At 38.7% G+C, this 18,507-nt stretch carries 17 protein-coding genes; 4 read left to right on the top strand and 13 right to left on the bottom strand.

What is annotated here, in order from left to right:
• Window position 1: 1 nt before the first annotated feature.
• The 7 genes from ML462_RS09575 to ML462_RS09545 form a co-directional block, all read right to left on the bottom strand.
• The gene (locus ML462_RS09575) at window positions 2-2,467 is read right to left on the bottom strand and encodes a TonB-dependent receptor domain-containing protein (protein ID WP_240714071.1); all 2,466 of its coding nucleotides are present in this window, start codon (window positions 2,465-2,467) and stop codon (window positions 2-4) included.
• Window positions 2,448-3,812, bottom strand: coding sequence for an HTTM domain-containing protein (locus ML462_RS09570; protein ID WP_240713601.1), 1,365 nt, complete (start codon window positions 3,810-3,812; stop codon window positions 2,448-2,450). The genes ML462_RS09575 and ML462_RS09570 overlap by 20 nt, the downstream gene beginning before the upstream one ends.
• A 10-nt stretch (window positions 3,813-3,822) precedes the next feature.
• Window positions 3,823-4,911, bottom strand: coding sequence for an imelysin family protein (locus tag ML462_RS09565; RefSeq protein ID WP_240713600.1), 1,089 nt, complete (start codon window positions 4,909-4,911; stop codon window positions 3,823-3,825).
• A 54-nt stretch (window positions 4,912-4,965) separates the two neighbouring features.
• Complete coding sequence (locus ML462_RS09560) at window positions 4,966-6,180, bottom strand: DUF4856 domain-containing protein (protein ID WP_240713599.1); 1,215 nt, start codon at window positions 6,178-6,180, stop codon at window positions 4,966-4,968.
• Window positions 6,181-6,314: 134 nt separating this feature from the next.
• Window positions 6,315-7,178 carry a hydroxymethylglutaryl-CoA lyase gene (locus tag ML462_RS09555; protein WP_240713598.1) on the bottom strand — a complete coding sequence of 288 codons (864 nt, stop codon included), beginning with the start codon at window positions 7,176-7,178 and terminating at the stop codon, window positions 6,315-6,317.
• Window positions 7,179-7,287: 109 nt separating this feature from the next.
• Window positions 7,288-7,902 carry a LysE family translocator gene (locus ML462_RS09550; protein WP_240713597.1) on the bottom strand — a complete coding sequence of 205 codons (615 nt, stop codon included), beginning with the start codon at window positions 7,900-7,902 and terminating at the stop codon, window positions 7,288-7,290.
• A gap of 3 nt (window positions 7,903-7,905) precedes the next feature.
• The gene (locus ML462_RS09545) at window positions 7,906-8,928 is read right to left on the bottom strand and encodes a quinone-dependent dihydroorotate dehydrogenase (RefSeq protein WP_240713596.1); all 1,023 of its coding nucleotides are present in this window, start codon (window positions 8,926-8,928) and stop codon (window positions 7,906-7,908) included.
• Between the two features lie 112 nt (window positions 8,929-9,040).
• Between ML462_RS09545 and pepT the strand changes: the two genes are divergently transcribed.
• Together pepT and ML462_RS09535 are read left to right on the top strand one after the other, a co-directional pair.
• A complete protein-coding gene (gene pepT, locus ML462_RS09540) occupies window positions 9,041-10,282 on the top strand; it encodes a peptidase T (RefSeq protein WP_240713595.1) in 1,242 nt (413 codons plus the stop codon).
• Between the two features lie 14 nt (window positions 10,283-10,296).
• Window positions 10,297-10,890: a YdeI/OmpD-associated family protein gene (locus ML462_RS09535; RefSeq protein WP_240713594.1), complete on the top strand. Its 594-nt coding sequence runs from the start codon at window positions 10,297-10,299 to the stop codon at window positions 10,888-10,890.
• A gap of 180 nt (window positions 10,891-11,070) precedes the next feature.
• On the opposite strand, the gene ML462_RS09530 is transcribed toward ML462_RS09535, so the two are convergent.
• The 6 genes from ML462_RS09530 to ML462_RS09505 form a co-directional block, all read right to left on the bottom strand.
• Window positions 11,071-11,706, bottom strand: coding sequence for a hypothetical protein (locus tag ML462_RS09530; protein ID WP_240713593.1), 636 nt, complete (start codon window positions 11,704-11,706; stop codon window positions 11,071-11,073).
• A 135-nt stretch (window positions 11,707-11,841) separates the two neighbouring features.
• Complete coding sequence (locus ML462_RS09525; protein ID WP_240713592.1) at window positions 11,842-13,026, bottom strand: vWA domain-containing protein; 1,185 nt, start codon at window positions 13,024-13,026, stop codon at window positions 11,842-11,844.
• 140 nt (window positions 13,027-13,166) lie between these two features.
• Window positions 13,167-13,460, bottom strand: coding sequence for a preprotein translocase subunit YajC (yajC, locus tag ML462_RS09520; RefSeq protein WP_240713591.1), 294 nt, complete (start codon window positions 13,458-13,460; stop codon window positions 13,167-13,169).
• Between the two features lie 8 nt (window positions 13,461-13,468).
• Window positions 13,469-13,927, bottom strand: a complete 459-nt coding sequence (locus ML462_RS09515; protein ID WP_240713590.1) for a DUF1573 domain-containing protein — start codon at window positions 13,925-13,927, stop codon at window positions 13,469-13,471.
• A 54-nt stretch (window positions 13,928-13,981) separates the two neighbouring features.
• Complete coding sequence (nusB, locus tag ML462_RS09510) at window positions 13,982-14,926, bottom strand: transcription antitermination factor NusB (RefSeq protein WP_240713589.1); 945 nt, start codon at window positions 14,924-14,926, stop codon at window positions 13,982-13,984.
• Window positions 14,927-15,009: 83 nt separating this feature from the next.
• A complete protein-coding gene (locus ML462_RS09505; RefSeq protein WP_240713588.1) occupies window positions 15,010-16,113 on the bottom strand; it encodes a Glu/Leu/Phe/Val family dehydrogenase in 1,104 nt (367 codons plus the stop codon).
• Between the two features lie 133 nt (window positions 16,114-16,246).
• On the opposite strand from ML462_RS09505, the gene ML462_RS09500 reads away from it, so the two are divergent.
• Entirely contained in the window at window positions 16,247-18,004 is a 1,758-nt protein-coding gene (locus ML462_RS09500; protein WP_240713587.1) for an ABC transporter ATP-binding protein, read from the top strand.
• Window positions 18,005-18,079: 75 nt separating this feature from the next.
• Window positions 18,080-18,463, top strand: a complete 384-nt coding sequence (locus ML462_RS09495) for a PUR family DNA/RNA-binding protein (RefSeq protein WP_240713586.1) — start codon at window positions 18,080-18,082, stop codon at window positions 18,461-18,463.
• The last annotated feature ends 44 nt before the right edge of the window (window positions 18,464-18,507 follow it).

Here is an 18,507-nt window from a genome sequence, read left to right as displayed (position 1 = left end):
ATTACAGTTTTATTTGTAAGGTTGTATACCAGGTTACCGGTTGGGCTGGAATTATTCCAGGCCCAGGATACCCTGTGGCTCTACGGGTAAAATAAGAATTATCCAGCAAATTATTTACACCCACTTCCAGTTTGAATTTTCTGTAACTGTAGGAAGCTGAAAGATCTACGATCCCATAAGCTGGAATTTCTCCCTCAATTCCCCGATTATTTTCGGTCTTGTCTTGTGGTGCATTTGTAGCATCTGTATACTGGCTGGATAAGTATGTATACTGTAAACCAGCCAGAAAATTCTTATAGCCAAAATCCAATCCGGTTTTTAAATTTACCTCCGGAATAAATTCCACTTCATTTCCTTCCACATTCACCTGGTCTGATCGTAAGTATTCAGATTTTGTAAAGGCGGCATTCACGAAGGCATTTAGCTGATAATTCTTTGCCGATTCAAAAAAGCTGTTCCTAATGTCCCATTCAGCAAAGGTCTCCAAACCGTAAATAAATGCATCTCCTATATTGCCCCTGAATCTTACCAATCTACCTGTTTCTTCCAGTTCACCTTGTGCATTAACACGTTCTTCAGGTTTTAAAACTTCTCCTATCCGCTCATTGTATTTTAACCCAAAAATGCTCGCGTCATAAGAAAGGAAATTTTTGATGCGACCACGTATCCCGATATCTGAGGTAAAGCCTTCTTCATCACTAATATTAGGATCTACCTGGAAACTTGGGTTCACTACCCGGATATCATTAAAAGTAACCGATCTGTAATTCTGAGAGAAGTTCGCATAAAACTCATTGGATGCATTCAGATTATAACTACTTCCAACTCCCAGAAGGATAAAACTTCTTTCAAATTTCCGATCGTCCTCAATGGTTTCGTTAAGCAGAACATTATCGGCATTATCGGTGATAATATTCTTGTAAAAACCATCAGCTTCCGTATCTATGTATTCAAACCTGAATCCAGGAGTCACCGAAAAATTATTGGTGATATTAAAGATATTCTCTCCAAAAAAGGCAAGGTTTCGATTGGGAAAATCGAATTCAGACTGCCGCTCGTAATCGGGAAACTGATCTGTAGCAAAGTCAAAATCAGGTAAGGCGGAAGTACTACCCGGACCCTGCTGCTGCTCATTGTTTGCATGGTAATATTTAGTCCCAAGCAGCAACACCGATTCTTCTGCAAAAAGGTCATACCTGGTAAGTACTCTTGCTTCAGCTCCCCAATTCGCGAAATCATCGGTTAAAAGTTCTCTTGGTTCCTCCGGATCATCGGCCTGAGCCACCCTGTTCTGCCTGAAACCAACAGCTTTTCTGCTGGCATTGAGACCGAAAAAATTCAAACTAAGATCTGTCTTTTCCGAAATTTCGTGTTCCAGCTGAAACGCAAAAAGATTCCAGTTCACATCGAACCAGTTCCTTGGACGGTTGCTAAAATCAGGATTCTCGTAAAACTGCGCATCTGTTAAGCCACCCGGTTGCTGAGCGAGGTAATCCAGATAAGTATATTCAAAACTGATCTTGGTTCGGTCATTAAATTTCCATCCCAAATGAGCAAAGGCATTATGGGAATCATATTCAGAATTTGGCCTGAAACCTTTACCTCCTTTATAATTATAATACGTGTAATAGCTCAATTTTCCTATGGTACCACTCAGGCTATTAAAGCTGGTAAAAAGATCATAAGATCCCACTGTTTGCCTGGATAACAGTTCGATCTTTTTATCTGGAACCGGCTCCTTAAAACGAAAGTTAATAAGTCCTCCGAACTGGGTTCCATACTGTAAAGACGCCGCTCCGCGAACCACCTGGATTTCCCGTAAAGCCTCCGGTGGTGGCGTATAATAACTTTCAGGATATCCAAGCACATCTGCTGAAATATCATAGCCATTCTGTCTCGTGTTAAAATTCTGGGTTCGGTTAGGATCTAACCCGCGTCCACCTATATTCAACTGTAAACCCGCATCACCATTATCGTAAATGTTAAGGCCCACCACCTGGCTGTAGATCTGCCGGGCGTTATTAGCGGCCAGGTTTCCGGTAACTTTGTCCATCAGGACCACTTCACTTTTCTTGCCGGCATAAATGGCTGTACCTTCAACTTTTCTAAGTTTCCTCAAGGCGAAGATCTGCTCTCTTCTATTAGTGATCATCACTTCGCTAAGGCTTTCTGCCAATGGAGATAATTCAAAGTTCAAATTTGTATCTCCTTCAATCCTGATCTCCTTTTCTATGATTTCGTACTCGTAGCTAAAAACGGCAAAAACATAAGAACCTTCCGCCAGGGAACTAATCTCAAATTCCCCATTTTCATTAGCAACAGTAAGCTTCCCGGTAGTTTTATTCCAAACTTCGGCATTCGGAACAGCCTCTCCGGTATCTGCAGAAGTCACTTTACCACTCAATGAAAACTGAGCATTGGCGAAAAGGGTTAAAAAGAATAATATACTAAAGGCCTTTAATTTCATCATTAAATGGTAAAATGAATGTTTTACGTTCAAAAGAGTCCGCGAAATTAAGCAAATTAACATCAGGACTTATATAGGGTACACTTTTTCTGCCGTTAAGCCCAACATAACTCTCCACGTATACCTCTATATTTTCGTGTCCCTGTTCCCTGAAATGATCTGCCAGGAAGTGGGCATATTCAAGGATAAAATCAGGCTGAAAAGACATTTGTTTTTCCTGGAAAGGCGTCAAAAAATCTGAATTTGTAACCAGAAATCCTTTTCCAGTTTCAGCATCTACGATCTTAAATTGGGCAAATCCAGCTTTTTCCATTAACATAACTCTCCAGGAAAATCTGAAACCTTCTTCAGTCCAAAAAAGCTCTCCAGGGTACATCAAGTATCTCCAGGGAAACAATAATTGTATAACAAAAAAAGCTCCTACTACAGAAAGCAGGAATTTCCTGGCTTTGGAGTTTGGAAAAAGCAATCTGGAATTGTCAAATCTTTGCCTGTTAATTCTGAACCAGGTAGAAATCGTTTCAAGTATCTTATGGTGAACCTTCGGGCTAAAGAATATTAATGCACTAACGATCATGATATAAGGAAACATCCCGATTGGAAAAAGCACCCTAGTTAGAACATGAAAAACAATGACCATCAGGAAAGCAAAGAGCCTGGTTCGTTTCCATAGTAAAAGGAATGGAATAAAGAGATCGTACAGCATCCCGCTCCAGCTAAATGCATAGGCGACCCATTCCTGTTGCATGAAATCTCCAACTAGAGGCAGGTCATATTTAGAAGGCAACCAAATTTTCAAAGGCATGGCCCGGAACAACCAATCTGAGTTGATCTTGGCCAAACCAGCATAGAAATAAACGATCCCCAGCAATAACTTAATTGAATCTATACACCAGCGGGGAATCTTCTGAAATGATCTTTTTAGGTTCTTCCATGCATCTATTGAAAAGTAGGCGTTCGCCGGAAGAAAGATCATCAAGAAACTCAGAATACTTATGAAATAGTAATGATTAAGATAAGTGGTCTTATCCATGAGTTCGATATAGGTGAAACTCAGGAAAAATATAATGATCGCTATTCGGTATTTGTAACCCAAAGCCACAAACAGGGCTGCAAGACCACAGATTATAAAAAGTAAATAGGTGAAATCGCCAAGCGGTTTCACCCATTCAAATCCGTAATAACTAAAATGAAATTCGGGAAGTATATATAGTTTCTCGATCCAGCCATTTAGCCAGAACCGAATGATACTGGCCAGCATCATTATTCCAAAACCTATACGAAATACTGCCAGGGGAGCAGCATCAGTATAAGAATCGAAATATTTTGCAATGGCCGACCTCATTTAAAATTTTCTAGTCACCATCTGAATCAACATAATCAATACTAATGGACAGTGCCTGCATCATATCTAATTTAAACAGAACAACTCCTTTTTGGAGCTCATCATAAGCCTCCAGCATTTTTGTATTATCTGTTTCAACCTGACGCCTAAGGCTTGCATCGAGATTAGAAGCCTGCGCCTCGATTGCCGTCAACTGGCTCGATATATCGCTGGCAAGTTCACCCCTGTCTAGAAATTCCAGGTACTGCTTGTAACTATCGCCAGAGCCATTTCCGTTATAAAAATCTGTAACACTTTCCAGGGCTTCCAGATAAAGTTCTTTTGAAAGATCTTTTGAGTAGTAAGCCTCTACATTGATTGGCGACGGCGAACCTGTAAAGACTCCAGATGGAAAACCTATCTTTCCTGAGCGAAGAAAAGCCTCATAATACATGACGAACTTATTGGTAAGTTTATCTACAGATCCAGTACTAGAAGAGCTTGTATTACTCACAAAATTATCCCTGTAATCACCTTGCCATGAAGCATTCACTTCTGAAGTTAAAGAATTGATCCTTTGAGCAACATCAACAAGATAATTGCTGTAATTCTCTGATGAATATTTTGTTACGATCTCGGAATCGTTTTCTCCCAGATCATTGAGAAGATAATCCATCGCTGGAAACCCCTGTTCATCAAAACTTGAAGGCAATTCAAGATTGTATGAACCGCTGGATATCTTATCCTCAACCGCGGCAGCATCAAGAGGATACGTATTTAGAAATCTGCGAAATCCAACTTCTTCTGCCTTACCTATATCGAACATAGCTACCGCTTGAAATTCTATGTAGGAATTTTCAAACTCATTCCTCAAAGCAACGAGGTTTTCCTCTGAAGGATCCTGAGTAAAAGCAAGAGTTAATTCTTCAAGTTGTTGAGTAGAAGTCTTAAAATCTGAAAAAGCCGGAATGATAATATTATCAGCCCAGTTTACCAACATTGCTCCACGATCGAAAGAATCGGTTTCGTTCCCTCCACCATTTCCAGAACCATCGTCCCCGGTAGAACAGGCAGTAAAAATAAGGGTTGCGATCAAAATTATGCTAGAAATTCTTTTCATAGGTAAAATATTAAAAACCGGAGCCGATAAAAATCGGGCTCCGGCTAATTGTTTTTATTCTGCTGCTTCTGCCACGGTAAAATCGAATGCAGATGCGATCTCTTCAGAGATACTATCCAGAGTGTCAGGAGTTACATCCCAAAAACCGTTTCCTTCTAATAATTGCTCTTTGAACATATCTATCTTATCCTTAGAAAGGTAAGGCATGTTAGTTCCAGGCTTATTTGTGAATCTTAGGCTGTAAATAAATCCGAAACCTTCAGAAAGATCATGGAAAGCTGCACCGTAGTTGTTAGCTGCAATCGCATTCTTTCCGGCTTGCATATAATAAATTGCTCTAATTGCGATGATTTCAGAAATGTTTTCACGAATAATAGCAACCTGCTCATCTCGTAATTCATAGTCTCCGGCTACGATCGCAGCACGACCTGTTTTAAAAGCCTCGAAAGTTTCTTCTGCGATACCTGCAAAATCCTCATCTCCCTCTACTCTTCCCATATATTTAAAGAGAAGATTATCATTGTTATCACCTAAAGCTGAATTTGGATCTTCAGAAGGAATGGATGGAGCACCGTAAAGATATCCATAAGCCTCATCCCACTTATGCTCCATAGTTGTATAGAACTTTCCGTCTTCAACTATTTTCTGATCGTTATTGGTTTGGTTATCACCTGCATCAAGAACAGCACTAGCCAGGTAATTATTCAACATTTGATCAACAACAAGACCACCAATTAAACTTTTACCAAAGGCCTGATTCATTTCAAAACCTTTTGAATCTACATAACGAACGGCGTCACCATCAGCGATCTGACCAGCTACACCAGGTTCAGCCAGTTCATTTCTGCTGGCTGCCACCACATTCATTTGAACATCGATCCAATTTTCAAAATCTGCTCTAATTTCACTGCTTTCTACGTTATTAGTAGAAAAGTAAAGGTTTGAAGCAGCCACTTTAGATTTTACACTTTTTGAAGATTCATTAAGACTGGCACTTTCAAAAGGAGAGTTCTCATTAGCGAACATATTTGAAAGCATCTCTTCTGTAGCATTATCAAAATCATTGAAATTAGACAATATCTCATCTGTCATTTGAAGTCTTGTGGTTTGACCACTATAACTTACCGTAGAATTATTATCTCTTTCAAAGGTATAATTTGCAGGGATTTCAATTTCGTTTTCTCCTCCGGGGGTTAGAGCGTCATCATCAGATGTACAGGATACAAGAGTTAGACCTCCAATAACTGCCGAAAACAAAAGCTTCTTCATTTTTCTTCTTTATTTAGACTGGTTTAAAATAATTTCGGATGCAAATATAAAAACCCGTTTTAGTTACAACAAGTTTATTTAGATTAATTTTAAATAAACTTTATCAATAACGGTTAGAAAAGCAATAAATCCTATTAATGGTAGGCCTGAAAGATCTTAGAAGCTTCATTGTAGGCAGATTCGAAACTGGTCATTTTTATGTTTGTATCTGCCCTGGTTGAATTGAAGTATGAAAGCATTTTTTCTGAAGGCATATTCCCGGTAAGTTCATCCTTGGCCATAGGACATCCTCCGAAACCCTGGATTGCCCCATCAAATCGATGACATCCTGCCTTAAAGGCAGCGTCTATTTTTTCATGCCATTTAGAAGGAGTGGTATGCAAATGTGCCCCAAATTCGATATTTGGGTATTTAGGGATAAGATTCGAGAAAAGGTAATCTATAATATCGGGTGTGGATGTCCCAACCGTATCAGATAATGATAGAATGCTCACTCCCATAGCCGAGAGTTTTTCTGTCCACTCTCCTACGATCTCCACATTCCATGGATCACCATAAGGATTTCCGAAACCCATACTTAAATAGGCTACAACTTCTTTACCAGTTGAATGAGCGATATCCAGGATTTCCTGTAAAACTTCAACAGATTCAGCGATAGTTTTATGCGTATTACGCATCTGGAAATTTTCAGAAATTGAAAAAGGATATCCCAGGTAATTAATTTCTTCAAATTTCGATGCATCTTCTGCTCCCCTGGTATTGGCCACAATAGCCAGAAGTTTACTTGTGGTTTTAGAAAGATCCAGTTTTGAAAGAACTTCAGCGGTATCTTTCATCTGCGGAATTGCCTTCGGCGAAACAAAACTTCCGAAGTCAATCGTGTCGAAACCACAACGCAAAAGCGCTTGTATATACTGAGCCTTTTTCTCAGTAGGAATAAATTCCCTTATCCCCTGCATGGCATCCCTGGGACATTCGATAAGTTTTACTTTACCCATATGGCCAAAGATAGCATTTTAAAGAAAATTGAAAAACAATATAGTTTTATTGCTAATACTAAATTTCAACAACGAAAATTGAATTAATCGGTAAGGATTTTTCAGCAGATCAAATTAAGATCAGCATGGCGATTAAAATGAAAATTATAAACTGCATCCATTTCATGAAAAAGCCAGATTTTGGATGAGACTTGATATATTTTGAGATTTTACCTGCTGCAACAGCAACAAAACTGAAAATAATCAGCGCCTGTAGCATAAAAAGTGCTCCTAAAATATAGAATTGAGCTACGGTATTACCTTCCGGATCCCATAAAAAGCCTGGAAAGAAAGCCAGGAAAAATATACTAACTTTTGGGTTGAGCACATTCATGACAAATCCCTGTCTGAACAAACGCCCCGGGCTTTTCTGCTTAATACCTTCAGAAGTAAAAGCGATCTCTGGGTCACTTTTATAAACCTGGTAAGCTAGGTATAGAAGATAGATCCCCCCCAGAATTTTTATAATAAGATAAATGGATTCCGATTGCTTAATGATCGCTGAAATACCAAATGCTACCAGGCTTGTATGTATTAAAATACCGCTAACCAGTCCTAGCGCCGTGACTATTCCCTGCTTATATCCAAAAGCCATAGATCTCACCAAGACGTAAATGATATCTGGCCCCGGTGAAAACGTCAATAAAATTGAAGCTGTTAAAAATGGGATGATCTGGTCCAGCATACACTACAGGCCTTTCTCCAGGATCTTTTCGTTAATCGATTTTATTAATGCAGGTCCCTCATAAATAAAACCAGTATACAATTGAATCAGGCTGGCTCCTGCTTCCATTTTCTCAATAGCATCCTCGGCAGTATGTATCCCACCTACTCCAATTATTGGAAATGCCTTCCCGCTTTTTTCTGAAAGAAACCTGATGACTTCGGTAGACCTTTTAGTAAGAGGTTTTCCACTAAGCCCTCCCATTTCATTCTTATTGTCAGAATTTAAACCTTCCCTGGAAATGGTAGTATTAGTTGCGATCACTCCGGCTATTCCGGTCTCTTTTACAATTTCTATAATATCTAAAAGCTGTTCATCGGTAAGATCTGGAGCGATTTTTAAAAGAATAGGTTTGGGATCAGCTTTTTCCGAATTTAGCTTCTGAAGAGTATTTAGAAGTTTTTTGAGAGGTTCTTTATCCTGTAACTCCCGTAAATTTGGAGTATTGGGAGAACTTACATTCACCACGAAATAGTTCACATGATCGAAAAGGGCGTTGAAACTATACACATAGTCATCTACCGCATTATCATTAGGAGTAATCTTGTTTTTTCCAATATTTCCTCCAACCAGAACATTCTTATTTTTCTTCAATCTGGCCACTGTAGCTTCCACCCCCTCATTATTAAAGCCCATTCGGTTAATGATTGCAGAATCTTCTTTCAGCCTGAAAAGCCTTTTCTTTTCGTTCCCTGGTTGTGGTTTAGGAGTTACCGTTCCAATTTCAATGAAACCGAAGCCAAGGGAAGAAAGCTCACGGTAAAGTTTCGCGTCCTTATCGAAACCTGCGGCAAGACCAACCGGATTTTTAAATTTAAGGCCGAAAACTTCTCTCTCGAGACGAGGATCTTTTACCTCAAACTTTGATTGTAAAAATGAAGTGGCACCGGGAATCTTACAAAACTTTCTTAAAAAACTGAAGGTGAAATAGTGTATTTCTTCCGGATCGAACTTAAAAAGTGCAGGTCTTATGAGTGATTTATACATTTCCGCTAGGTTTGTGCAAAAATAGAAGGAATTGGTGAAAATCTATATGAAAACTTAAAAGGTTTTGAAGCAGGACGCTATATGTGTATTTTTGCACTAAATCTAACCCACAATGACCAATAAACAGCATATAATTGATAGGTTTATCAGTTACGTAAAGATAGATACCCAAAGTGATGCTTCCAGCAGTTCTACCCCAAGTACAGAAAAACAATGGGACCTGGCCAGAAAACTGGTTGAAGAATTAAGGGAAATAGGACTTCAGGATGTTAGTATAGATGACAATGCCTATGTAATGGCCACCCTTCCGGCAAACGTACCCCACAATGTTCCAGTAATAGGTTTTGTATCCCATTTTGATACTACTCCAGAATTCACAGGCACAAACGTGAATCCTCAGATCATCGAAAATTATGATGGCAAGGATATCATCCTTAATAAGGAACAGGATATCGTGCTTTCACCAGATTACTTCGAAGATCTGAATCTTTATAAAGGCCAAACCCTTATCACTACCGATGGTACAACCTTGTTAGGTGCCGATGATAAAGCTGGAATAACCGAAATCATCACCGCTATGGAATACCTGGTAGACAATCCGGAAATTCCGCACGGAAAGATAAGGATCTGCTTCACCCCAGATGAGGAGATTGGTCGCGGCGCCCATAAATTCGATGTTGAAAAATTTGGAGCAGAATGGGCCTATACCATGGATGGAAGCGAGATTGGAGAACTTGAATATGAAAACTTCAATGCGGCCCAGGCTATAGTTAAAGTAAAAGGGAAAAGTGTACACCCGGGTTATGCAAAAGATAAAATGGTGAATAGTATGTACATCGCCCAGGACTTTATCAATTCTTTGCCCAGACTTGAAACTCCCGAACATACAGAGGACCGCCAGGGCTTCTTTCATTTGAGCAATATTAAAGGTGATGTGGAGGAGACAGTTCTGGAATATATAATTCGTGACCACGATAAAACCCATTTCGAAGCCAGGAAGCAAATGATGAAAGACCTGGTGAGTGATATTTGCTCCCAGTTTGAACGGGATTGTATTAGCATAGAGATCAAAGATCAGTATTTTAATATGCGTGAAAAGGTGGAGCCGGTAATGCATATAGTAGACCTGGCTGAAAAGGCTATGGAACAGGTTGACGTTAAGCCTATCATCAAGCCAATTAGGGGAGGTACAGATGGAGCTCAACTAAGTTTTATGGGATTACCCTGCCCTAACATTTTCGCTGGCGGACATAATTTTCACGGAAAATATGAGTACGTCCCGGTAGAAAGTATGCAGAAAGCCGCGGAAGTGATCGTTAAGATCGCTGAACTTACAGCTAAAAAATACGAATAATCAATATTTAAAGGATGGCGGTAAAAAATGCTGAAGAATATATTTCCTGCCACCAAAACTGGGAGGATGAATTAAGGCAGCTTCACGAGATGATCCTAACCACCGATCTCAAATCTGAGATCAAATGGGGAGCACCGGTCTATACCCTGGACGGCAAGAACGTGCTAGGTCTTGGAGCATTTAAAAATCATTATGGGATCTGGTTCTTTAATGGAGCGCTGCTAAAAGAGAATACCGCTTTACTGGTAAACGCACAGGAAGGGAAAACAAAGGCGCTTCGGCAAATTCGATTTCAAAAGGGAGATGAGATAAAAACCTCAGTCTTACTGCCGTATATTAAGGAAGCCATATTGAACCAGAGAGAAGGAAAAGAGATAAAACCGAACACAAAAAAAGAGCTGATCGTTCCTCCTGAGCTATCTGATGCCTTCAAAAAGGACCAGGCATTAAAGAAAAGCTTCGAATTACTAACGCCAGGAAAGCAGAGGGAATATGCAGATCATGTCTCTGAAGCTAAAAGAGAACAAACCAGATTAAACCGACTGGAAAAGATCACTCCTATGATCAAAAAAGGAGTGGGCCTGAATGATAAATACAAGAATTGTTAAGTCTACCCAGAGTATTCATTTATAACAGCTACCAACAGTTTAATTATTTTTTTCAGCTCCATAAATTCCTGGGAATAGCTTTGAGCAATTAATTTACTATTCTACTATCTTTAAAAAAAAAAGCAGGATCCTATTTTTAATAAGATCCTGCTTTAAATAAATAATTCTATAAACTTTCAATTAAATGTCATCATCTTCCATATTCTTGGTTCTGGAAAACGGAAGGAATACTTGAATTCCTAAGTTAAGACCTAAAGAATGTTGATAGGTGGTATTCCCTCCACCAACTAAACCGTTATATTTAAAGGTAGCTTCTAAAGCTACAGTTTCGGTTACGAAATAAGAATAACCAGGGCCAAAACCGAAAGCAAATCCGTTAGTGGTAGATCCCTCGTTAACATTCACGCCGGCAATCCCTGCATTGGCTTCACCAAAGAAACGACCATGTTTCAGTAGGTTATCCACTCCCTGTTCACCCGGGCTCAAATAATATCTTGTTAAGGCTTGTATCCCATATTGGAAGGTTTCGGCAGCTTCTCCATCTACTTTGGCAGATCTTGTAAAACCAAGGTTTACCACCCCTCCAATTAAGAAATTATCCTGAACAAAATATCCCCCCTTGGGACTAATACCCAGGTTATAGCCTGCACCTTCATTAAGGCCAAAATTCAATCCAAACAAACTATTGCTACCGGTATTCACTAAACCACTACCAATATCGCTACCAAGCATCACATTTCCTTTTTGGATCTGTGAATATGAGATTGCCGAAAACCCAAGAAAACTTAAGGCACATAATAGTAAAAGTCTTTTCATAATTAGTTTTTTATTCCGTTTACTAAAACGGATGGTTAATAAATTTTATCAATCTAAATATAACCAATTTATTTTCAACTAATTACAATATTTTTTTTACATGACCTCCTTGGAGAACTTAAATTTATAAAAATGCTATTCTGAATACTTACGAATAAGCCGAACCATAAGATCGTTCAGCAATTCTACTTCATATTCGCCTACGCTGGCTTCCAGATGTGGATTGCCAATTCCACTGTCATCGGTGATAAAAACATAAGTTCCATTGGTGGCAATGGAGAAATACCTCATCAGGAACTCTGTTTCCTTATTGATCCCACTGGCGGTTACTGGAATCAATTTTATACCTTTTTCAGAGGCAATTTTTACAGAATTACGAATCTGCCCGATTACCTGTAACTCCTTATGGGGTGGCGCATCCAGTAATAAAAAAGCAATTCTTGTCTTTGCATTGCCCGACCATTGAAGATCGTTCAAAGCTACATTCATAGCCGAATGCACTGCTTCAGGAAAATCTCCACCTCCGTCTGCACGTTGTTGATTGATGAATTGTAATGTTGAGTTTATATCTTCTGTAAAGGCTGAATGCCTGGTCACATAATCATCTCCTTCATCTCTGTAAAACACGGTAGAAGTAAAAATGTTCAAGGCGCTATTTCCGTTTTTCACCCTGGCTATGACGTCTTTAAGGTCATCTTTTAGAAACTCGAGCTCATCTGCCATCGATCCTGTTGCATCCACAATGAAAGATAGTTCCACTCTTTTGGATACATTATTGTTCCCGGTATAAACAATTTCGTTGACACCTTCTGAAAAGTACAATACCGGCTTTTTTGACAATACATCATTCACGTAAAGTTCCAGATCTGAACTCTCCAGATTTTCCTCTTCATAAATACCTGGCCATAATTCTGCAGTTCCAGAATTATCGGTTCTTGAGATCCAGAAGGAATCAGCATTTTCATTTCTAATTTCAACCTTCACATTATTCAGGGGAATGCCAAATTGATCATTCACCTTTACCGAGATCCTTCGCTGTGAATAGAATCCCCAAAGTTCAGCCATACTAGAAAACTCTTCACTGTTTGTTAAGTTCTGCCAGAAATCCCAGTTTTCAAGATCATTCCATTCTGCAGCAGTAATTCTTCCGGCTTCACCTTGTTCTCCTTCAGTTTCTCCATTTCCTGAATCAATTCCTCCTTCAGAAGAATCAGATTCAAAAGTAGAGTCATCTGTGGTTACGTCTCCGGTAACACCTTCAGTTTCACATCCCATCAAAACGAGGATAAATAAGAGGAATAATAGTGCTGATTTCTTCATGATTATTCTATTGGTTAGTGAGTAAGAAGCTTTCATTCAATCAATAGATGCAAAAAAACAGAATTGGTTGCGTAAGCAATTTATAGACAAAAAAAAGCCTCTCAAAATTGAGAGGCTTTCCTGTAATTAAAAAAAATGTTTTATTTCTTCTCCTTCGCAGGTTCATTGAGTTTCTGACTCATTTCCATAGAAATGGAAGAACGATCAAAAGTTATTTTTCCTGCTCCGGTTTCAATTATCACCGAATTATTCTTTTCGCTGAAATCTACGATCTTGCCATGCATTCCACTTTTGGTAACGATCCGATCTCCTTTTTTAAGCTCAGAGGCAAAATTCTTTTCCTGTTTAGCTTTTTTCATTTGCGGGCGTATCATAAAAAAATACACTACCACAAACATTAAAATAATTGGCGCAAACTGCGTTAATTGATCCATATATGCTTTTAGCTAGCGTTTTCGTCAGCTTCTACAAAAGCTTTGATTTTAATTTGCTCTTTTCCTTTTTCTGTATTTGCAGATACAGTCACAGTTTTAGTTACCTGTCCGTTACCAGAACCATTGAACTTTACAAGCATCTCTCCAGATTCTCCAGGAGCGATAGTTTCATTCTTAGGATAGGTAGGAACTGTACAACCACAAGAACTTGAAGCGTTTGTAATCACTAAAGGAGCGTTTCCGGTGTTTTCAAATTTGAAAACGTGCTCCACGGCAGTTCCCTTGGCGATATTACCAAAATCGAACTCAGTTTCTTCAAAAGTAATTTCAGGATATTGAGTAACTTTTGCGTCACGCTCTGCAGATGCTTCTACGTTTTCAGCCTTTACTTTATCTGAAGCGTTATCTTTACATCCGGTGAACAGCATCGCCCCTACTGCCGCAAACATTAAAATTGTTTTTTTCATGGTGAAGTTTTTTTGTTAAATTTCTAATTGATAAAATTAAAGAAAAAATCTTAACTACATAAGACCCCTTCCGGTTTTATTCAGTTTATCTTCAGATTGGTACTCCTTGGATAATTTATCTAATACCCCATTAATAAAAATGCTACTCTTTGGAGTACTGTATTCCTTTGCGATCTCCAGGTATTCATTAATAGTTACTTTCACCGGGATACTTGTAAATTTCAGGAACTCACAAATAGCCATTTTAATAAGAACCATATCTACTTCTGCGATCCTGTCTTTATCCCAGTTAGGTGTTTTCCCAAGCATCTCTTCAGAAAGATCTTCATCATTTAAATAGGTTTTTCTGAAAAGCTTGATCGCGAACTCTTTGTCTTCTTCATTTTTGAAAAGCTGGGTGATCTTCTTCTCCCTTCCTGTAGACTCCTTCAACTTTTGAAGAAATTTTAGAACTGCAGTATTAACCAGTGGCAGGTCATCTACCCAGGTTAATTTCTTATCCTCTAGGTATTCGTATAATTTATCATTTGGTGCAATAATTTCCTTGAAGACATCTATGATAAATTTCTTATCTGCTTTAAAATCGCTATCCCTGGTCTCCATATACTCCTGGTAGGCTAAGCTGTTTCTTAGCTCATTCCAGATTATCGCCACATACTCATCATCCTGTTTCCAGTGATTGATCTTATGCAATTCCAAAGCTTCCTGGATACTTTCGTTTTCATTCAGGATCTGAAAGACCTTATTATCCACAAATTTACGATTGGGGTCCTTCTCTTCGCTGGTTGCTAAATGCTTTTGTTGTGATTTTTCCAGGTAGGATTCTGCGTGTTCTCTTATTTCAGTGATCAGGCTTATTTGAAGCAGAAAAAGATCATACATTTCCTGCATACTCTTTAACAGGAATTTTTCTTCGGTATTAAGATTGTCATTCTGGCTTTGGCTGAACGCGTATAGGGACTGCATTACTTTAACCCTGATATGTCTTCTTGTCAACATAATTGTAAAAGAACTTTTGAAAATTAGAAAGGGCGAAAGTATTCCACTTTCGCCCTGCAAAAATATCAATAAATTAGAACTGACTAATTGAAATTCTGATTTTTTCTGTCTTCAATTCGCTGCTTCGCGATTTTCAAGGCAGCAAAATGAGTTGTAATATCATCTTTAGACGCTTTTTCAAGAATTCTAAGCGTGGTATTATAGATATTTTCAGTCTTACGCATGATTTCCTGACGGTCATAATTTTCCAGCTCAGCGTAAACGTTTATGATTCCTCCAGCATTAATTAAAAAGTCTGGAGCATATACGATCCCTTTCTTCTGAAGTATCTCTCCATGAGCAACCTCATCTGCGAGCTGGTTATTTGCCGCACCCGCGATAATATCTACTTTAAGCCTTTGGATAGTATCATCATTGATAGTAGCACCTAGAGCACATGGCGCATAGATATCCATATCTGCGGAATAAATATCTCTTTCACTGAAAATGTGAGCTCCATGTTTCTTGCTCACCTCCACAAGACGATCCTCGTTAATATCACTTATGTATACTTCGGCGCCATCACCTGTAAGATATTCAACAAGAGTTTCACCTACATGACCAATCCCCTGTACTAGTACTTTCTTACCTTCAAGGTCATCGGTTCCATATTTGAACTTAGCAGAAGCTTTCAATCCCATGAAAACTCCGTAAGCAGTAATAGGAGAAGGGTTACCTGCTCCACCTTTAGATTCTGAAATTCCGGTTACGTAAGGAGTTACTTCTCTTACCGTATCCATATCTGAAGTTTCCATTCCAACATCTTCGGCAGTGATATACTTACCACCTAAAGAATGAACAAATTCACCGAATCTTTTCATAAGTTCCGGAGTCTTATCCTTTTTAGCATCTCCAATGATCACGGCTTTTCCCCCTCCAAGGTTCAATCCTGTGATCGCGCTCTTAAAAGTCATTCCCCTGGACAGACGCAAAACATCGTTTACAGCCTCCCATTCACTGGTATAATTCCACATTCTGGTACCTCCTAATGCAGGTCCTAAAACCGTATTATGAATACCAATAATTGCCTTTAAACCTGTATCTTTGTCGTTGCAAAAAACGATTTGCTCGTGTTCGTCGAACGACACCTGTCCGAATACCGGAGCAGACTTTTTTAGTTCATTTGCATTTAGAACGTCAACTTGCATAATTTGTTGATTTTTAATTTTTTCAGATTTTGAATTTGATCAAAATTCCGAAGCAAAAATAACAATATTTTAAAATTCGGTGATTTAAAACGTGTTAAATTACAGAATCCTCAAATAACCCTAATTTTTCTGAATGAAAAACCTTCAGCATCTCAATAAATATTTCAAGAAATACAAATGGAGATTATTGATTGGTCTGGTAATTACGATTGCCGCCAGGATATTTGCCATTTATTACATTCCCCTAATCGGAAAAAGTACCGTAATAATTGAAAAATGGGTAAACGGAACTGTTACCGATATTGAGACCGTAAAAAGTGAACTGGCTTACAATATTCTTTTAATTGTTGGAACCACTTTAGTGGCAGCATTTTTTACTTTTTTAATGCGGCAGACCTTTATAGTGGTTTCAAGACATATGGAATATGACCTTAAAAATGAGGTTTATCAGCATTACCAGGATCTATCACTGAACTTCTATAAAAAGAACCGTACCGGAGATTTAATGAACAGGATTAGTGAAGATGTTACTAAAGTGAGATTATATCTTGGCCCGGCGATCATGTATAGTGTCACCACCTTTACCTCTACGATCGTGGTACTTATTTTCATGATTCAGGCGGCACCAATATTAACCTTGTGGACGGTTATCCCGTTGCCCATTCTGGCTTTTTCGATCTATAAATTAAGTGTAGCCATACATCAGCGTAGTACCATAGTTCAGCAATACTTATCAAAACTGAATACCTTCACCCAGGAAAGCTTCAGCGGAATTGCGGTAATCAAAAGTTATGGTATCGAACCGCAAACGAATACAAATTTCAACGATCTTTCCAATGGCAGTCGAGATAAAAATATTGACCTGGTAAAGGTTCAGGCATTCTTTTTTCCTTTGATGATTCTTTTAATTGGAATAAGCAACATCATTGTGATTTATGTTGGCGGGAAAAAGATCATTTCAGGGGAGATAGCCAATATAGATGTGTTGGTAGAATTCATCCTTTATGTGAATATGCTCACCTGGCCGGTAGCATCTATCGGATGGGTAACCTCGCTAGTTCAACAGGCCGAAGCCTCACAGGAACGGATCAATGAATTCCTTGGCGAGAAGCCGGAAATTACGAATTTGAATTCTGAGCCAGACGAAATTAACGGTAGTATCGAATTCAAGAATGTGAGTTTCACGTATGATGATACGAATATCACGGCTCTTAAAAATGTCAGTTTCAACATAAAAAAAGGTGAGACTCTGGCGATCATTGGAAAAACAGGTTCAGGAAAATCCACGATTCTTGAATTAATTGGTAGGCTTTATGATGTAGACCAGGGCGAGATCCTTATAGATGGCAGGAAAATTCATGAACTCAACCTTGAAAGTTTACGTGAAAGTATTGGTTACGTACCGCAGGATGCATTCCTTTTCAGTGATAGCATCAGGAACAATATTAAATTTGGAAAGACCGATGCCACTGAAGAAGAGATCGTCCAGGCAGCGAAAAATGCTTCCGTGCATAAAAATATCATTGGCTTTAGCAAAGGATATGATACGGTATTAGGGGAAAGAGGGATCACCCTTTCCGGAGGTCAGAAACAAAGGGTATCTATTGCCAGGGCGATAATTCATGATCCGGATATACTTCTTTTTGACGACTGCCTCTCAGCAGTAGATACTGAGACCGAGGAGGAGATCCTGAATAATCTTTTCCAGATCACCAGAAATAAAACCACCATTATTGTAAGTCATAGGATTTCGTCAGCTAAAAATGCTGATAAAATCATCATTTTAGAAGATGGGCAGATCGTGCAGGAAGGCACGCATCAGCAGTTATTGAACACAAAAGGATATTATAAGGAGCTGTATGCAAAACAGCTAAATGAAAAAGAAATGTGAAATTATTTTGTGAGATGTTAAAAATTTTTAGATTTTTGGACTCGACAATAACAAACCATTAAAGAATCTATTTATATGAGCGACAAGGGAATGATGGAGAAAGAAGAAATATTCTCTAAAGTTTTAAGAGCGGGAAGAAGAACTTATTTTTTTGATGTAAGATCAACCCGGGCAGATGATTATTATCTTACCATCACCGAAAGTAAAAAGTTTACCAACGACGACGGGTCTTTCTACTACAAAAAACACAAGATCTACCTTTATAAAGAAGATTTTGACGGTTTTAAAGAAATTCTTGAAGAGATGACCAACTTCATCATCAACGAAAAAGGTGAGGAAGTAATTAGCGAGCGTCACCAGAAAGACTTCAAAAAGGAGTATGATGACGAGAGTAGCGAAAGCACTCCGGAGAATTCAACTGCTGAGAAATTTACCGATGTAAGTTTCGACGATATATAATTAACTTTTCGATTAGCTATTATCAAACCGCCCTCTTTCAGGGC

Source organism: Christiangramia lutea (assembly GCF_022489035.1).
Classification (GTDB): Bacteria; Bacteroidota; Bacteroidia; order Flavobacteriales; family Flavobacteriaceae; genus Christiangramia; species Christiangramia lutea.
This window is presented reverse-complemented; position numbering and strand designations above follow the sequence as displayed.